The following is a 19,013-nucleotide window of genomic DNA, read 5'->3' on the forward strand; positions in this document are numbered from 1 at the left end:
CTGGTGATCGTCTTCCCCCAGTCTCGGCCGGACGCGGACGGCCGGTTCTCTTTCCGGCCAGAGGGGCGGGGGCTCTGCAGAAGATCGCCGAACTCCCCGCGTGCCGTCGGTGTCAGTGCGTAACCTCGATGCCATGGGGGCACCCGCACAGAAGTCATTACCGGAGACCGACCGCGACGACACGTGGCAGCGGCTGAACGCATACGCGTACCTGAGTGCGCCGGAGCGGCTGGAGTACGTCGCCGTCATGCGGGTCTTCTGCGGCACCCTCCTCGCCGACCTCGCGGTGCCGGACGTGCTGACGAAACTGGCCGAGTCCGGTGGGCCGGCGCTCACCCTGGACGCGGAGACGCTCACCGCCCGGCTGGAACGGCTGGTGCACTGGGGCGCCTTGCTGCGGAGCAGCCATTCGGTGAAGGCGTCGAGCATCACCGAGTACCAGCGGTCCCGGTCCCGCTACCAGCTGTCGAAGCTGGGCGAGCGGATCCAGCGGGACGCCGACGAGGTCCTGGCCGGGGCGGATGCGGCCCGCGAGGTGAGCAGCGAGCTGCTGGCGCTGGTCGAGCGCGGGCTGCGCGAGCTGAACGAGCTGGTGCAAAGGCCCGGCGGGGCGGAGCCGCAGGACGCGCTGGAACGGGTCAGCACGCTGTTCGTCCAGTTCACCGGGTTCGCGGACTCCGTGCGGGACTTCTACGCCTACCTCGGTCAGGTGCTGGCGCGCTACGACCTGGACAGCGCCGAGTACCAGGGCTTCAAGGAACTGCTGCTCGACTACGTCGAGGCGATCAGGGAGGACGTGGCCTTCCGCGCTCCTCGTATCGCGTCGGCCCTCGACCTTCTGTGGCCGCACCTCCCCGGCCTCCTGGAGCGTCTCGACGCCCACGCCCGCGGTCTGTCAGGGGTTCCGGGGGCCGGCGGCCGCTCCGAGGGCCGGGTGCAGCGCAGCCGGGGCCGGGAGACGGCCGACTGGGAGGGGCTGCGCGGCTGGTTCACCGACGTCGACGGACAGGGAAGCCAGGTCGATCAGCTGCGTGACGCCACCATGCGCGCGCTGCAGTCCTTGCTGACCAACGCCAAGCGGATGCTGCGCTCGGCCTCGGGGGAGATGTCGAGGCGCAAGGACCTCCTGCGGCTCGCCCGGTGGTTCGACGAGGCGTCTCCGGAGGATGCGCACGACATCGCTGTGGCCGCCTTCGGCCTCTACGGCGCCCGCCACCTGGGTGTCCCGCCGGCTTCCGACGAAGCGGTTCCCGCGTACACCAGCTGGTGGAACGGCCCGGTGGTCGAGGTACCGGTGGCGCTGCGCGAGCGGGGCAGCCGCGCGCAGCGGGGCCGGGCGTCCGCCATGGAGGACCACTCGGCGCAGAAGCGGCACCTTCAGGAGGCCGCCCGCGCGCAGGCCGAGGCCAGAAGGGCGGCCGCGGACGAACTGCGCAGCGCTGCGGGCCGCTTCGCGGACGTACGCCTCACCTCGGCGGCCCTCGGACTGCTGCTGGAACTGCTGGCGACGGCACTGGGGAACGCCCGGCTGCGGCGCACGGGGGCCGGGGAAGCCGGCGGAGACCTGGACGAGGCGCCGGAGTTCGGCCTGGAGTCCGCGCAGAGCGAGGATGCCGAGCTCGGCGTCCGGCTCACCGTACGCCGTTCCTCCGGTGCGAGGACGGTGCTGCACTCCGCCGACGGCGACCTCCTGCTGGACGACCTGGAGCTGGAGATCGGGCGTGCGTCCGCCTCGGCCGGGCATGAGGCCGAGGCGGGTGTGTCGTGACGCTTCCTTCGGCGCACGACGTGGCCCTGGCCACCGAACGCCGTGCCGCCGGGCGGCTGCTGCTCGCCCGTCCTCTGGTGACGTCGGCCGGTCCCTACGCGGACCTGTTCCCCCTGGTACGACGGCACGCCGACTGGCTGGCCAAGCGGTTCCAGCAGGTGCTCGGCTACCGGCTCCTGGTCGACACCTCCTACGCCAGGCTGTTCAAGGCCGGACTGGGCGCCGGCGCAGGACACCGGCTGGAGCGGTCCACCGGTGCCGCCTTCACCCCGCGCGCCTACTCCTGTCTCGCGCTCGCGCTGTCCGTGCTCGTGACCGCCCCGGAGCAGATGCTGCTTTCCCAGCTGGTCGCCGACATCCGGGCCGCAGCGGCCGACGCGGGCGTGAAGCTGGAGGAAACGGGCCGGGCCGTGGAGAAGCGGACTCTGGTCGCCGCCCTTCGCCAGTTGATCGACTGGGGTGTCCTGACGGAGACCGAAGGCAGTGTGGGGTCGCTCGTGCAGGAGGAAGGCGGCGAGGCGCTGATCACGGTGGACCGGGAGATCGCCCGGATCATCGTTTCGGGCCCGCTCACGCAGAGCCTGGACGGGGCGGACCTGGTGAGGCGGGCTGCCGACCCCGGATTCGGCGGTCCTCGCACCTATGTGCGCCGGATGCTCGTGGAAACGCCGGTCGTGTACCTGGACGAGCTGACCGGTGCCGAGCGGGACTGGCTGCGGACCCGGCAACGCAGGGAGGCCCAGGCGTTCTCCGAGCTCCTCGGGCTGGAGGCCGAGATCCGCGGCGAGGGCGTGGCGCTGGTGGATCCCGAGGAGGAGCTGACCGACCTGCACCTGCCCGGTACCGGAACCGTCGCCCAGGCTTCGCTCCTCCTGGTGGAGCGCCTCGTGGAACGGCTGCGGCCCGCCCGGCCGGGCCACCCGGCGACGGGAGGGCGGCTCGTCATCGGGGTCGCCGTTCCGGACGGCCTCGTGGACGAGCTGCTGGCCGAGCTCGTCACCGAGTACGGGCAGCGCGGCAACTGGCAGCGCGAGCACCTGGAGGATCCCGCCTCGCTGCGGAGGGCGGCTCTGGACCTGCTGAGCCGGATGCGGCTGGTGGCGCCCGCCGGCCCGCTCCGTTCCGCCGGCCAGGGGCTGCCCGAGGGGTACGACGACGCGGTCCCGGAGGGCCGCTCCGTGACCGACGTGCTGGGTGCCCGCGCCGCGGGCACCGCCGACACCACCGCCGGCACCACAGCCGCCGGCACCGGCTGGACACTCCTCGCCGCGGCCGCTCGCTACGCCACCCACGTCACCGAACGCCGGCCCGCCGGAGCGACACCCGGCATCGACATACAGCAGGAGCTGCCGCTATGACCCCCGGCGCGCACGGCCCCATCCCCCTTCAGCGGTCCTTCACTTCGGCCCGTACGCGCTTCCGCCTGCACCGCGCGGGCATCCTCAACGTCTGGCAGTACGACGAACAGGAATTCGACCTCGGCGACGGACGGCTGCTCCTGCGCGGCAAGAACGGGGCAGGCAAGTCCAAGGCGCTGGAGATGCTGCTCCCGTACCTGCTGGACGGCGACTCCCGCGCGCTGGACGCCACCGGTACGGGCCGCACGAGCCTCGTCTGGCTGATGCTGGACGGCTTCGAGCAGACGAACCGCCTCGGATACCTGTGGGTCGAGTTCCGCATGACGACGGAGGACGGCGGGGACCGGTACCTGACCCTCGGGGCGGCCGTCCGGGCGTCGAAGTCGACGAAGAAGGCCGTACCGGTCTTCTTCGTCACCCCGCTGCGGGTCGGCGAGGACTTCCGTCTGGTCGAGGCGGGCAGGCCCCTGCCGGTCGATCGGCTCAAGGAGGCCGTCGGCGCGGAGAACGTCACGGACCGTTCCGTCCAGCACCGCTCGCGGGTCGCCCGTGAGCTGTTCGGCATCACCGACACCACGCGGTACCGCAACCTCACACAGCTCCTGCACCGGCTGCGGCGTCCCACCGTCGGGGACCGGATCGAGTCCGGCGGGGTCGCCTCGCTGCTGAGCGAGACGCTGCCCGGGCTCGACGACGACGTGGTGGAGAAGGTGGCGCGCAACCTCCACGACCTCGACGCCGTCCGGGAGGAGCTCGGCCGTCTGGAGCGTACCGACCGGGCCCTGCGCACCTTCCTGGGCATCTACCGCGGCTACCTGTCCGGGGTGCTTCTCAGGGCTGCGGGGAAGGTGGACGAGGAACTGGACGCCCTGGCGCGGCGGCGCCTGCAGGCCGGGGACGCCGCGAAGCGGACGGGCGCCCTGAAGGGTCAGGAGGCCGAGGCCGAAGCACGTCTGAGCGCGCTGCGCGAGGAGGAGCAGGCCGCCCGGACCGAACTCGACGCCCTGCGCGCGAGCAGCGCGTACCGCAGTCTGGAGGAGTTGTCCGAGCGCCGGACCACGGTCGCCGCGCTGGACACGGCGGCCGGAACGTCCTTCGCCGCGCTCACCAAGGCGCACGACACGGAAGCGGGCGCGGCAGACCGCCTGGCCGAGGGCATCGGGCAGCTGGGCGAACGCCTCGGCGAACTGGGTACGGATCACCGCGAACTCGTCGTGCAGGCGGAGAAGGCGGGGCTCCCCACGGGCCATCTCGGCGAGACGGTCGGCCTGCCCCGGGCGGACGTGGCCGGGGCTTCGGCGGCGGAACTCACGGCACCCGACGCGGAGGTCCGCATCGTGCGGCACCGGCGGGTGACCGCCGTGGACGCCACGGCGGCGGAATCCGCCCTGCGGTCCTGGCAAGGACAGCTGGAGGACGCCGGCACGGTGGTGAAGCACCGGACCCGGCGGGTCCAGGAGGTGGCCGGCCTGGTCGCCCGGGCGGTGGACGCACGCGGGCGGGCTGCTGCCGCGGATGCCGAGCACGAACGGCTCGAAGGGGAGGCGGAGGATGCTGCGGGCCGCCTCGAAGGGCACCGGGAGAAGGTGGCCGAGGAGAGCGCGGGCTACCTCCGTCAGGTGGAGGCGTGGCTGGAGCGCCTGCGGGCCGTGGCCGGCCCGGACTGCCCTCCGTTGGACGCGGTCCGTGCCACGGTCGCCTGTGAGACCTCTCCCCAGGCCCCCTTCGCCGAGCGGGTGCTGCCGCCCGACATCGACGGACAGGCGAAGCGGACCGCACTGACGGTGCTGGAGCCGTACGGTGCGCGGCTGACCGAACGGCGCGACACCCTCGCGCTGCGCGTCGCCCGCCTCACCGAGGAACGCGACCTCCTGAGCGGGGAGAAGGAGGAGTGGGAGCGGCGGACCGATCCGGAGCCGCCCGCCCCGTACCACCGCACCGCCGAGCGCGATCCGGGCACCGGAGCGCCCTTCTACCGGCTGGTGGACTTCCATGACGACCTGTCCCCCGCCGACCGGGCGGGCCTGGAGGCGGCGCTCGAAGCGAGCGGGGTACTGGACGCCTGGGTGACCTGGGACGGGGCACTCCTCGACCCCCTGACGCGAGACGTCCTGCTCCAGCCGGGGGCCGTACTGCCGGAGGGACCGACGCTGGCCGCCGCCCTGCGCCCCGCGGCGCAGCCGGACACCGGTATCGCGCCCGAGCGGGTCCAGCACCTCCTGTCCGCCGTCGCCCTCGCCCCGGCCCGGGAAGCCACCGCCGCCTGCGCGGTGTTCCACGACGGCAGCTGGCGCCTCGGTCCCCTGCGCGGCCGCCATGCCAAGGACGGGGCCGAGTACGTGGGCGCCGCCGTACGCGCCGGGACCCGACGCCGGAAGATCGCCGAACTGGAAGTCCGGTGGGAGGAGGCGCAGAAGCTGCTGTCCGACCACCGCGGACAGCTCGACGGGCTCGACGCCGTCCGCCGGGGCCTGGCGTCGGCGGAACGCGACTTCCCCCGGCCGCAGTCCCTCACCCGCGCCTGGCACGAGCTCGACTCCGGGGAGAGAGACCTTCGGACCGTGACGGCCAGGGCGGCGAAAGCAGCTCGCCTGGCGGAAGAGGCACGCACCCGGGCCGTGGCCGCCCGCGGTGAGGCGGAGGCGACCGCGACGGCCCACGACCTCCCCACCGACGCCGACGCCCTGGACCGCGTACGCACCGCCCTCGCCACCCTGCTCGACGGGATCGGACGCATGTGCCGGGCGATCCGCGGCGTGGCCGACGGGCTGGACCGGCACCGGGCCGATCGCACCCGGTACGAACGGGCCCACCACGACCGTCTGGAGGCGGCGGAAGGCTACGGCCTGCGGCTCGGCGAGCTGCGCAGGGCCCAGCAGGACCTCCTTACCCGTGAAGAGGCCATCGGCTCGTCCGAGGAGGAGATCCTCGCCCGCGAGGAGGAGGCCAAGCAGCGCGTCGCAGCCGCCACCGGGGCGCTGCCGGGAGCCCGGAGGGGACACGACGACCTCCGCGACCGGAGGATCCGTGCGGAGGAGGACGAGAAGCGAAGCCGCGAACTGCTGCTGGACCGGCAGGCGGCCGTCATCGCCGCGGGAAGCACCCTGCGCGGCGCGGTCGGCCGTCCGGAGGTGGTCCGGGGCGCCGCCCTGGACCGTTCCTCCCTGCCCGCGCTGCTGTTGGACGACCCCGGCGCGGACGTCCGTGACCGCATCCGGTCCCTGCGCGAGCTGGCCGACGCGGTGCGGGGCGGTCTCGACCGGTCGGGGAAGGAGGTCTCGGACAGCACGCTCCTGGGCGGGCACACGGCACTGCGCGACCAGTTGGCCGGCGGGTACGACGCGCAGCTGGAGGAACTGGCCGGGATCAAGATCTGCCGGCTGGTCGACGACCACGGCCCGCACGACGTCGCCGTCGTAGGAGAACGCATCGCCGACCGGGCCGCCGAGGCCCGCGGCCGGCTCACCGAGCGTGAGAGCGAGGTCTTCCAGCGCTTCCTCGCCGGCGAACTCGGCGACCACCTGTCCACACAGGTCGTCACCGCTGCCGGCCTCGTCTCCGCCCTGAACGACACGCTCAGGACCGTGCGGACCTCGCACGGGCTCGGCGTGGAACTGCAGTGGAAGCTCGACGACGACGTCGACGCCGATGTCCGGGCGGCCGTCGAACTGCTGCGCAGTCCTTCGATCCTGCGCACCCGTGAGCAGGGCGAGCAGCTGCGCGAGGTGCTGCAGCGCCGGATCGAGGAGGCCCGCCGGGCCGATCCGTCAGCCGGGTACGCCGCCCACCTGCGCACCGCGCTGGACTACCGCGACTGGTTCCGCTTCCACACCTTCGTGGTCGAGGACGCCGCCCCCGGCCGCAGGCGCAGGCTCACCGGACGCACCGGACTCAGCCAGGGCGAACAGCGCGTGCTCTCCTACCTCGTGCTCTTCGCCGCGGCCGCCGCCCACTTCACGACCCTCGGCGAGTCCGCACCGCACGCTCCCCGGCTGATCCTCCTGGACGACGCCTTCGCCAAGGTCGACGAGCCCACCCACGGCCGGCTCGGCCGCATCCTCGTCGACCTCGACCTCGACTTCGTCCTCACCAGCGAGAGGCTCATGGGCAATTGGCCCGAGGTGCCCTCCCTGCACATCTACGAGTGCCTCCGCGACCCGCACGCCCGCGGGGTGGCCACCTTGCACTACACCTGGAACGGCCGGCACCGGCGCCTGATGTCCGTATGAGCCGGCTCCCCGCCGCCACCCATGACTGGCTGGCCGGTCCGGGGCTCGTCCGGCTCTGGGAATCGGCGCGCAAGCGCCTGGAGGGCAACGGCCTCCGGGCCACCGGCTCGGTGCGGCTGTCCGGACTGGCGGTACAGGAGCGGAACGACCTGTCGCTCCTGCTCGGCACCCCGGTCACGGGGGCCACCGCCACGGTGCGGCTCGACTCGCTCGACACCCGGCTGCGGTCCTCGGCCGCCGGCCTCGGTCTCAGGGACGTGCTCCAGGAGCTCGGACCGGCGCTCACCGACCGCCGCGCCGTCCGGACGGAGGCCCGGGCACGGCGTGATGAGGTGTGGTCCTCGCTCGCCGCGTCCCTGGAAGGCTGCCGGCTCACCGACGAGGACTGGGCCTGGCGCTGGTACGACGGACTGCGCCGCACGGGCGTGCCCGGCGGTGTGACGCCCGAGACGGCGGTCCGTACGCTCCGGCAGGCGGTCCACGTCCTCACCTTGCTCTTCGGTCCCGAGCGGGCCGCCGCGTGGGGGCGGGGCGATCTCGCCGCCGAAGCGACCGGATCGGCCCACGGCCTGGACGACGGGACCTGGCTCGCGCGCCTCGTCCAACGGGGCATAGCCCTCGCCCACGACACCGAGCTCCCCGACGACGCGGCCGGACGCCGCGCCGTGTGGCGGCTCGCATCCGTCACACCGGACGAGGTGTCCAGCACGGTCCTCGCCTACGGCCTGCGCCCCGACGGCGGGGGCTGGCGGGAGCGCTCGCTGTACGAACGGGCGGTCCATCACGTGGAGACCCACCTCACCCTGCGCGACCTGCGCGCCCTACGGCTCTCGCTGCCGGCCGGCACCCTCGTCCGCATCTGCGAGAACCCGCGCGTGGTGGAGGCGGCGGCCGACACCGCCTGCTCACAACCTCTGGTGTGCACCTCGGGGAGTGCCGCGACCGTGGTCCTCACCCTCCTCGACGCCCTCGCCGCCGCCGGCTGCCGCTTCGCCTACCACGGCGACTTCGACTGGCCGGGCATAGCCCTGGCCAACCGCGTGGTCCACCGCTACGGCGCGGAGCCCTGGCGGATGGGCACCGAGGACTACGAGGCGCTCGCCGCCCGCACCCGGGACCGCAACGTCCCACAGCACCCGCTCACCGGCCCGCCGACCCCCGCGGACTGGGATCCGGCCCTCGCCCCGGCCATGGCCGGGCGCGGCATGGCCCTCCACGAGGAGGCCACACTCGACCTGCTCCTGGCGGACCTGGCGTGAACACCGCGCCTGCTGCGCCGTGGCCGCTGTGGGCATGTGTTCGCCGGGACGTGCCTCGTGGTCGGGACGGGCCTGCTGGCCTGGGCCGTGATCGGCGCTGTCGTCGCGGACGACGGCGTCCGCCCGCCCGCATGGCTGGGGGTGATCACGCCCATAGCTGCTGTGACAGCCGTGGCCGTGTCCTTCCACCAGCCTCCGGGCCCACAGGGCGGACCTTCGCCTTCCTTTCACGTGCCGCTCGGCTCCGGCCGCCGGTCCCGCGATCGGAGCGATTGGCTCGAATTGTTCGGCCGGTCGGCGGGGAGGCGGGCCGGGGAGCCGTCAGCAGTTGGGTACCCAGGCGTGGGAGCGCGGCCGGACCGTGCCGCTCAAGTTGGTTCTCGTACCCACCTTCACGCAGCCCAGCGGCTCCTGCTGGGCGGCCTGCCCGTAGTAGAGGACGTCGACCTTGGTCGCCCCCTGGGTGAGGTCGAAGCCGTTGTTGAAGACCGAGCGGGGCGCGCTGCGGGCCGTCCAGGGGCAGGGGGCCGGGCCGTCGATCCAGTCGGAGCCGCCGTCCACCCAGGAGCACATCTCGCCCCGGCCGTCCTCCTCCGAGAAGAAGCAGACCGCCCCGCGCCAGCACCGGTCGTACCCCAGCGCCCCGGCGGAGTCCCCGAGGTGGAACAGACCCGAGCCCCATACGGCGCCCAGGCCGGCGGCGAGCGCCGCCGTGCCGGCCGCGATCAGCGCGCGGCGCCGCCGGCGGGAGCCGGGTACGCGCAGGGCGCCCGTCGGGGCGGCGGGCGGCGCGCCGGCGGCCGCCGCCTCCACCCGGCGCAGCAGCGACGCCGCGGTGTGCGCGGCCCGGTCCTCGTGTCTTCGGGCCAGGCAGTCGCGGACGATGTCCCGCCAGTGCTCCGGAAGTTCCGGCGACAGCCGCAGCTCGTCCTCGCCCCGGGCGTAGCGCAGCGCGGCGTCCCTGCGGGCGGCGGGGGTGCCTCCGGGCAGCGGCAGTGCGCCGGTCAGCACGACGTGGGCCAGGACCCCGAAGGCCCAGATGTCGGCCGTCGGGCGGATTTTCGTACCGCGTTCGCCGACCTCGGACCAGAGCAGGTCGGGCGGGGTGTAGTCGGGCGTGGCGAAGGCCGGGGAGTACGCGTGGGTGCCCTCCAGCTCCGCGGCCATGTTGAAGTCGCCCAGCCGCGCCGTGCCGTCGGCCATCAGCAGGACGTTGCCGGGCTTGAGGTCGCCGTGCACCCAGCCCGCCCGGTGCAGTTGGTCGAGCCCCTCGCAGACCTGGGCGAGCAGGGCGGGCCCGGTCCGTGGCACTCCGTCGGCCAGCAGGGCGTCCAGGGAGCCCTGCGCCTCCTCCAGGACGAGGACGGTGGCGCCGTCGAGTTCGGGCCGGCCGGGGTCGTCGACCGTGAGCGCCTCGTACAGCCTGATCAGCCGGGGTGTGCGCACCCGGCGCAGTACCTCGGTCTCGCGCTCGGCGAGCTCGACCAGGTGCCGTAACCCGCGCGGGGTGTGGGTACCGGTCGGCAGGACCTTGAGCGCGGCCCGGCCGGGCAGGCCCGGCTCGGGTGCGGCACGCCGGGCCGCGTACACGCTGCCGAAGGCGCCGGCCCCCAGCAGGTGCCCCACGACCCAGGGGCCGACGCGGTAGCCGGCCGGGACCTGGAGGGCGCCGGAGCGCCCGGCCCGCCCGGTCAGCGGGCGGTACCGGTCGGGGCGGCCGGCAGGGCCGCCAGGTCCGTCTCGCGGACGAGGTCGAAGCGCAGGGCCAGCGAGACCAGGGTCTCCTTCTTGCCGACCAGCCGCGGCCCCGGATCCACCGTGTCGGGGCCCGGCTTCAGGCGCAGTTTGACCGCGAGGTAGTCGATGTTCCACTGCACGGCGGCGCGGTTGGCCGCGGGCCAGGACGGCTTCAGCCGTTCGACCACCTGCTCGACGGTGGGCAGGGGCGCGTGCGGTTCGCCGCGCAGCCTCGGCTCGCAGAGCGCGGTGAGGACCAGGAAGTACCGGCTGGAGCGGTCGAGCGGGAAGGGGAGGACGGTCGGCTCCCCGTCGGGCTCGCCGGGATCGTCCCGGTCGGCGTAGTCGTGGCGCGGTGCCCAGACGTCCAGGGTGAGCAGTTCGGAGCCGGCGGGCAGGACGAGCCGGGCGAATTCGAACGGGACCGGTGCGTCCAGCCGGCCTGGAGCTATCTTGATGTGCTCGCCGGCGCCCTCGGGGTTCTCGACCACGTACGTCGCCGAGCGGGAGAAGTTGCTGAGCGACCAGTACGTGGCTGTCGCGGTGATCTCCCCCGCCGAACGCGAGACGCCGGCGTGCGCGACGTGCAGGCTGTGCGGGCCGCTGCCGCCACCGCCGGTGTGGCGGACGCCGGCAGCAGGGCCCGTGGTGGTACCCGTGGTGGTGCTGCGAAGGGGTTCACGGCCGAAACGGAGGGTCTGCCCCGGTGCCAGGCGGATCTGTGCGGCCGGGGACATGGTGGGCCCCGGAACCACGATGATGCTGTTCACGCTGCTTCCTTCCCCGAAGGTGCAGGGGAAGGTTAGCCAGCGGAATCAATCGTTCCCGCAACAATGGCTTGTCTTCAGCACTCCCCTCGCCACTGGAAGCGCTCGATCGTCCGGCCCCCGGCGGGAAGGTTTCCGCGCCCTTCGTCCCAGCCGCGGTGCAGGCACGCGCTGCCTCCCTCCCGGAAGTACACCTGCACGTGGTCGTACCCCGGCTGCACCGTCCCGTTGTTGAAGAAGGACCTGCGCAGCCCGCACGTGCTCCGGGGCTCGTCGACGGCGGAGCGGCAGACGGTGCCCGTGCCGTCCGCCCCCGAGTAGAAGCAGACGTAGCCGGCCGGGCAGTCCTGCCAGGCGGGGGTCGGTGTGCCGGCGCAGTTGCGGCTGGTGACGCTCGGCCACTCCTTGGCGGCTCCCGAGTACTCGACCCCGTCGAAGTGGACCGGGACGCGGTGGCTCTCGTCGGTGAAGTCGCCCGAGGCCAGGTAGCGCTGCTCGTAGTGCAGGTGGGACCACTCGGAGGCGCCCGAGGTGCCGATCCGGCCGATCCGCGTGGACGGCTGGACGGCGTCGCCCTTCTTGACGTAGGCCGCCGGGTCGTCCTTCAGGTGGTAGTACGCCGTGAACCAGCCGTTGCCGTGGTTGATCTGGATGGTGTTGCCCGAGCCGTTGGTCCAGTACGTGGCGGCCACCGTGCCGGCGGCCGACGGCTGGACGGGCAGTCCGTCGGAGCCGGTGTTGCCCTCCACCACGATGTCCAGCGCCGGATCGTGGCCCCAGGTGTTCAGCTGCCAGGTGGTCCCGCACGGGAACGGCAGCTGGAACAGCGGCTTCGCCGCAGCCGGGGCGGAGACGGGCCCGGGCGCGGAGGCGGAGGCGGGCGCGGGCGTACCCGCCAGCACCAGTCCCGCCAGGCACATCAGCACCACCGCCCACAGCCTGCTCGGATACCGCAGCACGTCTTCCCCTCCCGGACCCTGTGGACGGCACCCGGACGGGCGGTCCCCCGCGCCATGCTGGAGGTCGGGGCCCGGGTGGCACCACCTCGTAGCTACGAGGGTGCGGGGCCCTCAGGGCTCGATGAGCCCGACCCGGATCGCGTACCGGGTCAGCTCCAGCCGGTCGCGCATCCCCAGCTTCTGCAGCAGGTTGGCCCGGTGTCGCTCCACGGTCTTGGCACTGATGACGAGGAGGTCGCCGATCTCCTTCGAGGAGTGGCCTTCCGCGACGAGCTTGAGGATCTCCTCCTCGCGCTCGGTGATCGCCCGGGCGGGCAGCGGATCGCCCTGGCGGGCCCGGTCCAGGTAGTTGCGGATGAGGGTGGTCTCCGCCCCGGGGTAGATGAACGGCTCGTCGCGGATCGCCGCCCGGCAGGCCTCGACCAGATCGCGGTCGGCGACCGACTTGGGGACGTACCCGGCGGCCCCGGCCTTGAGCGCCTCGAAGAAGTACTGCTCGTTGTCGTACATGGTCAGGATGAGGATGCGCAGCTCCGGCCGCAGCCGCGAGAGTTCCCGTGCGGCCTGCAGCCCGGTCATCCGGGGCATGGCCACGTCGAGCACGGCGAGGTCCACCTCCCCGGTACGGGCCAGGGCTACGGCCTCCGCGCCGTCCCCGGCCTCGGCGACCACGGTCAGGTCCGGCTCGGCGTCGAGGATGAGCCGGACCCCGCGCCGTACGAGGGCGTGGTCGTCGGCGAGCAGGACGCGGGTCGGCGGCCGTCCGGGCGTGGTCAACTCGTGCCCTCCGTGGTCTCGGTGGTCCCGGTGGCGGCCGTGGTGGCCGTGGTCGCCGTGGTCGCCGTGGTGACGGCGGGTACGTCCAGCCGTACGTCGGTGCCGCCCCGCGGGCCGCTCCCGATGGTGAGGTCCGCGCCGATCAGCAGGGCCCGTTCCCGCATGCCCTGGATCCCCGCGCCCTCGCCGGCGGGGCCGAGGCCGTGGCCGTTGTCCCGGACCAGCAGCCGGACCGCCCCGCCGGTCCGGCCCGACAGGTGCACCTCGACCTCGCTCGCGCCCGCGTGGCGGGCGGCGTTGGTCAGGGCCTCCTGGGCGACCCGGTAGACGACGAGTTCGGCCGCTTCGTCCAGCGGGGGCACCTGGGGACCGATGACGTGCCGCACGGTCAGCGACCCGCTGCTGAACTCGGCCGTCAGCGCGCGCACGGCACTGTGCAGCCCGAGCTCCTCCAGGACCCCCGGGCGCAGCCTGCGGGCGATGCGGCGGATCTCGTCCAGGCCGGTGCGGGTCGTCTCCTGCACCTGGCGGAGCTCCTCCCGCAAGGGGGCCGGGGCACGGTCGGCGGCGTGCTTGAGCTGGAGCAGGACCGCCGTGAGGGTCTGGCCGACCTCGTCGTGGAGTTCCTGGGCGATGCGCCGCCGTTCGGCTTCCTGTGCGGAGAGGGCACGGGCACTGCTGCCGGCCCGCTCGGCCTCCAGCCGGCCCAGCATGGCGTTGAAGGAGGTGGTCAGCTCGGCCACTTCGGCGGGGCCCTCCACCCGTGCCCGGCCGCCGGGGCGCAGCAGGTCGACCGCGCTCATCGCGCGGGTCAGCCGGCCGAGCGGTGCCAGCCCGATCCGGAGCAGGGCGGCGTTGGCGATCAGCATGGCGGCCAGCCCGGCGAGCAGCACCACGGCCTCACCGAAGAGGACCGGGGTGGAGACGGTGACCGGTCCGAACAGCAGCAGGACGGCGGTGACGAGGACGGCCGCGTTGAGCAGGAAGATCCGCCAGTACAGCGACACGGGCGTCCCTCCCCTCGTTCCGGGGTCCGCCGCTCCGGCGGACCGCTCACTTCCACTATCCCCGCCGATGCGCCTCCACACCTGCGGTGACCTGCGGTGGGACCGGTGTCCCCGCTTCAGCCTTTCGCCCTTCGGGGGTCTTGTCCATCCGTGCCGGCACCCATATCCCGCCCCCTGCGCGAGATGGCACCATGAGCCCGCGCGGCAGCCGGAAGCCGTCTTCCGCCGACGCCGCGCCGCACCACCGCCGAACACGAAGCAAGGGGGACGGAGCTGTGCCCGCTCCACGGATGAGCACCACGCCACTGCCCGGCATCGGGGTCCAGTACGACCTCACCACCCGCGAGCACCGCCACCTGTCGGTGATCGCCCACCGCGACGGCACCCGTACGGTGAACGTCTACCGCGCGGACGATCCCGACGCGTGCGCCCAGTCCCTGCACCTGTCCGGGGCGGAGACGGCCTCGCTGATCGACGCCCTGATGCCCGCGCACCACAGCCCCAACGTGCTGCACACCACCGACCTGGGGCTGGTCGCCGAGCGCATCGAGCTGTCGGCGCACTCGCACTGGAACGGCCGGCTGCTGGGCGAGACCCGGATGCGGACGGAGACCGGCGTCTCGATCGTGGCGGTGCTGCGCCGGGCCGAGGCCCGCCCCTCCCCCGCGCCCGACTTCCGCCTCGCCGGCGGGGACACGCTCATCGTGATCGGTACCCGCGAGGGCGTCGACGCGGCCGCCTCCATACTCGGACGGGAGTGATCGCCTGTGCATTCCGCTCTCTTCCTGATCGAGTTCGGTGCGATCATCCTGGGCCTGGGTCTGCTGGGCAGGCTCGCCGGGCGCTTCCGCTTCTCCCCGATACCCCTGTACCTGCTGGCCGGTCTCGCCTTCGGCACGGGCGGACTGCTGCCCATGGGCGCGAGCGAGGAGTTCGTGGCGATCGGCGCCGAGATCGGCGTCATCCTGCTGCTGCTGATGCTGGGTCTGGAGTACACGGCCACCGACCTGGTCTCCAACCTCAAGACCCAGTACCCGGCCGGGCTGGTCGACTTCACCCTCAACGCCGTACCCGGCGCGGTCGCCGCGCTGCTGATGGGCTGGGGGCCGGTGGCCGCCGTGGTCCTGGCGGGGGTCACCTGGATCTCGTCCTCCGGCGTCATCGCCAAGGTGATGGGGGACCTCGGGCGGCTGGGCAACCGTGAGACCCCGGTCGTCCTCAGCGTGCTGGTCCTGGAAGACCTGGCCATGGCCGTCTACCTGCCCATCGTCACCGCGCTGCTGGCCGGGGTCGGCCTCGCGGCCGGCAGTCTGACCCTGGCGATCGCCCTCGGCGTGGCGGGCGCGGTGCTGTTCGTGGCCGTCCGCTACGGCCGGCTCATCTCCCGGTTCGTCTCCAGCGACGACCCGGAGAAGCTGCTCCTGGTCGTCCTCGGCCTGACCCTGCTGGTCGCGGGCCTCGCCCAGCAGTTGCAGGTCTCCGCCGCGGTCGGGGCGTTCCTGGTCGGCATCGCCCTGTCCGGTGAGGTGGCCGAGGGTACGCACACCCTGCTCAGCCCGCTCCGGGACCTGTTCGCGGCGGTGTTCTTCGTCTTCTTCGGCCTGCACACCGACCCGGCCAGCATCCCGCCCGTGCTGCTGCCGGCGCTCGCGCTGGCCCTGGTGACCGCCGGTACGAAGATCGCCACCGGGTACTGGGCGGCGAAGCGCGCCGGGGTCGGGGTCAAGGGCCGCTGGCGGGCGGGCGGAACCCTCGTCGCCCGCGGGGAGTTCTCGATCGTCATCGCCGGTCTCGCCGTCACCGCGGGCATCGAACCGGCCCTCGGGCCGCTGGCCACCGCCTACGTGCTGATCCTCGTGGTGATCGGGCCGCTCACCGCCCGGTACACCGAGCCGCTGGCCGCACGGCTGCGGGGGCGGCGCGCCGTGCACGCCCCGCTGCTCGCGGCCGTGCCCTCCCCCGCGAGGTCCCCGGAGGCCGGGGCCGCTGCGGAGCCGGCTCCCGACCAGGATCCCGCCGGGCGGCCGTAGGCCGGCTCTTCCGGATCCTGCCGTCAGGGAGGCGCCACCGGTTTCGCCCGACGGGGCGTACGGGGTTCCGCGCCCAGTCGGTTCACCGCCAGCGCGGCCACGACCAGTCCGGCCGCGAGCACGAGCCCGTTGGGCAGGGTGGCCCCGGCCACCGCGGCCCAGACCCCGAGGGCCACGGCCAGCCAGGCGCCCGCCCGGCGGTACGCGCGGGGCCGGGGCCCGTGCGCGGGCCGGGCTTCGGGGCCGGTGGTCCTCATATCCTCGGATCGCGGCATGACCGCGCTCCTTTCTTCGGCCGGGCGCGGGAGCGGGTGCACTGCCGGAGGCATGGGCCGCTCCACGTCAACGCCTGCGGGACGCACGGGTGTTCATCGTCCAGGGCGTGTTCTCGAAGCAGTGGCGGAGCCTCCCGGCGGCGGCCGGGAAGGGACTCTGCCGACTCTGCGGACATCCCCAGCATCGCCCGGCCCACCGCCACCGCACATCGGGGCCGGCACCCATCCTGGGCGCCGGTCGTTCCGGTCAGCAGATGCGCGGCAGCTGCTCCCCGATCGGCAGGTCGACCACGCGGGTGCCGCCGAGGGCGGTGCGGGCCACGACCAGGCCCGGGTGGGCGTCGACGGCCTCACCGATCACCGCCGCGCGGCGGCCCAGCGGATGGGCGCGCATGGCGTCGAGGACGGCGTCGGCGTGCTCGCGGGGCACGAAGGCGACCAGCTTGCCCTCGTTGGCCACGTAGAGCGGGTCGAGCCCGAGGATCGCGCAGGCGTTCGCGACGGCGTCGGGGACCGGGACGCGGCCCTCGTGGATCACGACACCGGTGCCCGAGGCGGCCGCGATCTCGTTCAGGGAGGCCGCCAGGCCGCCCCGGGTGGGGTCGCGCAGGACGTGGAGGTCCGGGGTGACCGCGAGCATGCTCCGCACGAGGCCTCCCAGGGCCGCGCAGTCGCTCTGGATGTCGACGCCGAATTCGAGCCCCTCCCGGACACTCATGATCGCCACGCCGTGGAGCCCGATCTCGCCGCTGACGATGACGACGTCGCCGGGTACGACGCGCTGCGGGCGCAGGTCCACCCCGTCGGGGATGATCCCGATGCCCGCGGTGTTGATGTAGATGCCGTCCCCGTGGCCCGCTTCCACCACCTTGGTGTCGCCGGTCGCGACCTCCACGCCCGCGGCCCGCGCGGCGGCGCCCATGGCTTCGGCCACGCGCGCCACCACCGGCATCTCGACGCCTTCCTCCAGGATGAACCCGCAGGAGAGGTAGGCCGCTTCGGCTCCGCTCATGGCCAGGTCGTTGACCGTGCCGTTGACCGCGAGGTCGCCGATGGAGCCGCCGGGGAAGAACAGCGGCCGCACCACGTAGGAGTCGGTGGAGAAGGCCAGCCGGACCCCGCCGAGGGAGACGGCCGCGGAGTCCCCGAGCTGGGCGAGCACGTCGCCGCCGAAGGCGGGGGCGAAGAGGTGCTGGACCAGCTCGGCGGAGAGTGCGCCCCCGCCGCCGTGACCCATCACCACACGGGGGCGGTCGCGCAGCGGGGCCGGGCAGGTCCAGCCCGTGATGTCGAGTGCGGTGTCAGACAACGGGGCTCGCCTCCAGCGGGGCGGTCGGGGCCGGGGCGGCGGTCGCGGCTGTCTTGGCGGCGGGCACGGTCCCCAGCTCCAGCCGCCGGTAGAGGTAGTACGCGGCGCAGGCGCCCTCGCTGGAGACCATGGTGGCGCCGAGCGGGCTGCGCGGGGTGCACAGCGTGCCGAAGGCCTCGCACTCGTGGGGTTTCAGCAGCCCCTGGAGCACCTCGCCGCTGCGGCACTCGGCCGGTTCACAGGTGTTGATGCCGGTGACCGAGAAACGGTGTTCGGCGTCGAAGTCGCGGTAGCGCTCCGACAGCCGCCAGCCGCTGTCGGGGATGACGCCGATGCCCCGCCAGGCCCGGTCGGTGACTTCGAAGACGTCCTCCAGCATGGCGAGGGCGGCCGGGTTGCCCTCGGGGCGCACGGCGCGCGCGTAGGCGTTGTCGACGGTGTGCTCGCCGCGCTCCAGCTGCCGTACGGCCCGGCGTACGCCCTCCAGGATGTCCAGCGGTTCGAAGCCCGTCACCACGATCGGCACCCGGTGGCGCGCGGCCAGTTCGGGGTACTCGCGCATGCCCATCACGCTGCACACGTGCCCGGCGGCGAGGAAGGCCTGGACCCGGCAGCTCGGCGACTGCATGATCGCCTCGATCGCCGGGGGAACCCTGACGTGGGAGACCAGGAGGCTGAAGTTCGGGATGCCCAGCTTCTTCGCCTGGTGGACCGTCATGGCGTTGGGCGGCGCCGTGGTCTCGAAGCCGATGCCGAAGAAGACCACCTGGCGCTTCGGGTTCTCCTGGGCGATCCGCAGGGCGTCGAGCGGGGAGTAGACGACGCGTACGTCGCCGCCCTCGCTGCGCACCTGGAACAGGTCGCGGCCGGTCCCGGGCACCCGGAGCATGTCCCCGAAGGAGCAGAAGATCACATCGGGGCGGGAGGCGATCTCCAGCGCCTTGTCGATGACCTCCAGCGGGGTGACGCACACAGGACAGCCCGGTCCGTGGATCAGCTCCACCTGCTCCGGCAGGAGTTGATCGATCCCGTGCCGGATGATGGTGTGGGTCTGGCCGCCGCACACCTCCATCAGGGCCCAGGGCCGGGTCACGGTGGCGTGGATGTCGTCGAGCAGCCGGCGGGCGAGGTCGGGGTCCTGGAACTCCTCGATGTACTTCACGGCTGGACTTCCTCCTGCGGTGCGGCGAGGGCGGGCGCGGGCCGCCCGGGTTCGAGGCCGGGATCGTCGGTGAAGGGCCAGGGCTCACCGCCGGCCGCGGCGGCCTGCTCCCACGGGTCGCCGAACTCCTCCTGGAGCATGCCGAGTTGGGCGAACAGTTCGAGGGTCTGCTTGGCCGACTCCTCGTCGAGGCGCTGCAGGGCGAAGCCCACGTGGACGATGGCGTACTCGCCCACCTGGAGGTCCGGCAGGTACTCCAGACACACCTCCTTCTGCACACCGCCGAAGTCGACGGTGGCCATGCGGGTGCCGTCCTTCTCCCCGATGTCGAGCACTCTGCCGGGCACCGCCAGGCACATGGGTTTCTCCTTGCTGT

Annotated in this window: 15 protein-coding genes; 6 read left to right on the forward strand and 9 right to left on the reverse strand. The window is 73.4% G+C overall.

What is annotated here, in order from left to right:
• Nucleotides 1-133 precede the first annotated feature (133 nt).
• Genes KO717_RS07335 through KO717_RS07350 form a run of 4 tightly spaced genes read left to right on the forward strand, consistent with a single transcriptional unit; the run spans nucleotide 134 to nucleotide 8,614 of the window.
• Entirely contained in the window at nucleotides 134-1,768 is a 1,635-nt protein-coding gene (locus KO717_RS07335) for a TIGR02677 family protein (protein ID WP_301365180.1), read from the forward strand.
• Nucleotides 1,765-3,126, forward strand: a complete 1,362-nt coding sequence (locus KO717_RS07340; RefSeq protein ID WP_301365182.1) for a TIGR02678 family protein — start codon at nucleotides 1,765-1,767, stop codon at nucleotides 3,124-3,126. Before KO717_RS07335 ends, KO717_RS07340 begins: the two co-directional genes overlap by 4 nt.
• Nucleotides 3,123-7,355, forward strand: coding sequence for a TIGR02680 family protein (locus KO717_RS07345; protein WP_301365184.1), 4,233 nt, complete (start codon nucleotides 3,123-3,125; stop codon nucleotides 7,353-7,355). The genes KO717_RS07340 and KO717_RS07345 overlap by 4 nt, the downstream gene beginning before the upstream one ends.
• Nucleotides 7,352-8,614: a TIGR02679 family protein gene (locus KO717_RS07350; RefSeq protein WP_301365186.1), complete on the forward strand. Its 1,263-nt coding sequence runs from the start codon at nucleotides 7,352-7,354 to the stop codon at nucleotides 8,612-8,614. The genes KO717_RS07345 and KO717_RS07350 overlap by 4 nt, the downstream gene beginning before the upstream one ends.
• Before the next feature lie 321 nt (nucleotides 8,615-8,935).
• Here the strand turns inward: KO717_RS07350 and KO717_RS07355 are convergent, their stop codons facing one another.
• The 5 genes from KO717_RS07355 to KO717_RS07375 form a co-directional block, all read right to left on the reverse strand.
• Nucleotides 8,936-10,240, reverse strand: coding sequence for a serine/threonine-protein kinase (locus tag KO717_RS07355; protein WP_301365188.1), 1,305 nt, complete (start codon nucleotides 10,238-10,240; stop codon nucleotides 8,936-8,938).
• A gap of 65 nt (nucleotides 10,241-10,305) precedes the next feature.
• The gene (locus KO717_RS07360) at nucleotides 10,306-11,121 is read right to left on the reverse strand and encodes an FHA domain-containing protein (RefSeq protein WP_301365190.1); all 816 of its coding nucleotides are present in this window, start codon (nucleotides 11,119-11,121) and stop codon (nucleotides 10,306-10,308) included.
• Between the two features lie 74 nt (nucleotides 11,122-11,195).
• Nucleotides 11,196-12,077, reverse strand: coding sequence for a peptidoglycan DD-metalloendopeptidase family protein (locus tag KO717_RS07365; protein ID WP_301365192.1), 882 nt, complete (start codon nucleotides 12,075-12,077; stop codon nucleotides 11,196-11,198).
• Between the two features lie 111 nt (nucleotides 12,078-12,188).
• Nucleotides 12,189-12,854, reverse strand: a complete 666-nt coding sequence (locus KO717_RS07370; RefSeq protein ID WP_301365193.1) for a response regulator — start codon at nucleotides 12,852-12,854, stop codon at nucleotides 12,189-12,191.
• Complete coding sequence (locus KO717_RS07375; protein ID WP_301365194.1) at nucleotides 12,851-13,861, reverse strand: sensor histidine kinase; 1,011 nt, start codon at nucleotides 13,859-13,861, stop codon at nucleotides 12,851-12,853. The genes KO717_RS07370 and KO717_RS07375 overlap by 4 nt, the downstream gene beginning before the upstream one ends.
• A 290-nt stretch (nucleotides 13,862-14,151) precedes the next feature.
• Between KO717_RS07375 and KO717_RS07380 the strand changes: the two genes are divergently transcribed.
• Together KO717_RS07380 and KO717_RS07385 are read left to right on the forward strand one after the other, a co-directional pair.
• Complete coding sequence (locus tag KO717_RS07380) at nucleotides 14,152-14,622, forward strand: TrkA C-terminal domain-containing protein (RefSeq protein WP_301365195.1); 471 nt, start codon at nucleotides 14,152-14,154, stop codon at nucleotides 14,620-14,622.
• A gap of 6 nt (nucleotides 14,623-14,628) precedes the next feature.
• Nucleotides 14,629-15,891, forward strand: coding sequence for a cation:proton antiporter (locus tag KO717_RS07385; RefSeq protein WP_301365196.1), 1,263 nt, complete (start codon nucleotides 14,629-14,631; stop codon nucleotides 15,889-15,891).
• Between the two features lie 23 nt (nucleotides 15,892-15,914).
• On the opposite strand, the gene KO717_RS07390 is transcribed toward KO717_RS07385, so the two are convergent.
• The 4 genes from KO717_RS07390 to KO717_RS07405 all read right to left on the reverse strand — a co-directional run bounded on the left by KO717_RS07390 (nucleotide 15,915) and on the right by KO717_RS07405 (nucleotide 18,996).
• A complete protein-coding gene (locus KO717_RS07390; protein ID WP_301365197.1) occupies nucleotides 15,915-16,166 on the reverse strand; it encodes a hypothetical protein in 252 nt (83 codons plus the stop codon).
• A 247-nt stretch (nucleotides 16,167-16,413) separates the two neighbouring features.
• Nucleotides 16,414-17,403, reverse strand: coding sequence for a hydrogenase expression/formation protein HypE (hypE, locus tag KO717_RS07395; RefSeq protein ID WP_437184631.1), 990 nt, complete (start codon nucleotides 17,401-17,403; stop codon nucleotides 16,414-16,416).
• A gap of 64 nt (nucleotides 17,404-17,467) precedes the next feature.
• Complete coding sequence (gene hypD / locus KO717_RS07400; RefSeq protein WP_301365201.1) at nucleotides 17,468-18,637, reverse strand: hydrogenase formation protein HypD; 1,170 nt, start codon at nucleotides 18,635-18,637, stop codon at nucleotides 17,468-17,470.
• Nucleotides 18,634-18,996: a HypC/HybG/HupF family hydrogenase formation chaperone gene (locus tag KO717_RS07405; protein ID WP_301365203.1), complete on the reverse strand. Its 363-nt coding sequence runs from the start codon at nucleotides 18,994-18,996 to the stop codon at nucleotides 18,634-18,636. Before KO717_RS07405 ends, hypD begins: the two co-directional genes overlap by 4 nt.
• Nucleotides 18,997-19,013 lie beyond the last annotated feature (17 nt).

Origin of the sequence: Streptomyces xanthophaeus (genome assembly GCF_030440515.1) — a bacterium.
In the GTDB taxonomy this organism is placed as follows: domain Bacteria; phylum Actinomycetota; class Actinomycetes; order Streptomycetales; family Streptomycetaceae; genus Streptomyces; species Streptomyces kutzneri.

Excerpts from the sequence above, each read along its gene's own strand:
- KO717_RS07335 (WP_301365180.1), top strand. The coding sequence starts at position 134 with ATGGGGGCACCCGCACAGAAGTCATTACCGGAGACCGACCGCGACGAC.
- KO717_RS07345 (WP_301365184.1), top strand. The coding sequence starts at position 3,123 with ATGACCCCCGGCGCGCACGGCCCCATCCCCCTTCAGCGGTCCTTCACT.
- KO717_RS07350 (WP_301365186.1), top strand. The coding sequence starts at position 7,352 with ATGAGCCGGCTCCCCGCCGCCACCCATGACTGGCTGGCCGGTCCGGGG.
- KO717_RS07380 (WP_301365195.1), top strand. The coding sequence starts at position 14,152 with ATGAGCACCACGCCACTGCCCGGCATCGGGGTCCAGTACGACCTCACC.
- KO717_RS07390 (WP_301365197.1), bottom strand. The coding sequence starts at position 16,166 with ATGCCGCGATCCGAGGATATGAGGACCACCGGCCCCGAAGCCCGGCCC.
- hypE (WP_437184631.1), bottom strand. The coding sequence starts at position 17,403 with ATGGGTCACGGCGGCGGGGGCGCACTCTCCGCCGAGCTGGTCCAGCAC.
- KO717_RS07405 (WP_301365203.1), bottom strand. The coding sequence starts at position 18,996 with ATGTGCCTGGCGGTGCCCGGCAGAGTGCTCGACATCGGGGAGAAGGAC.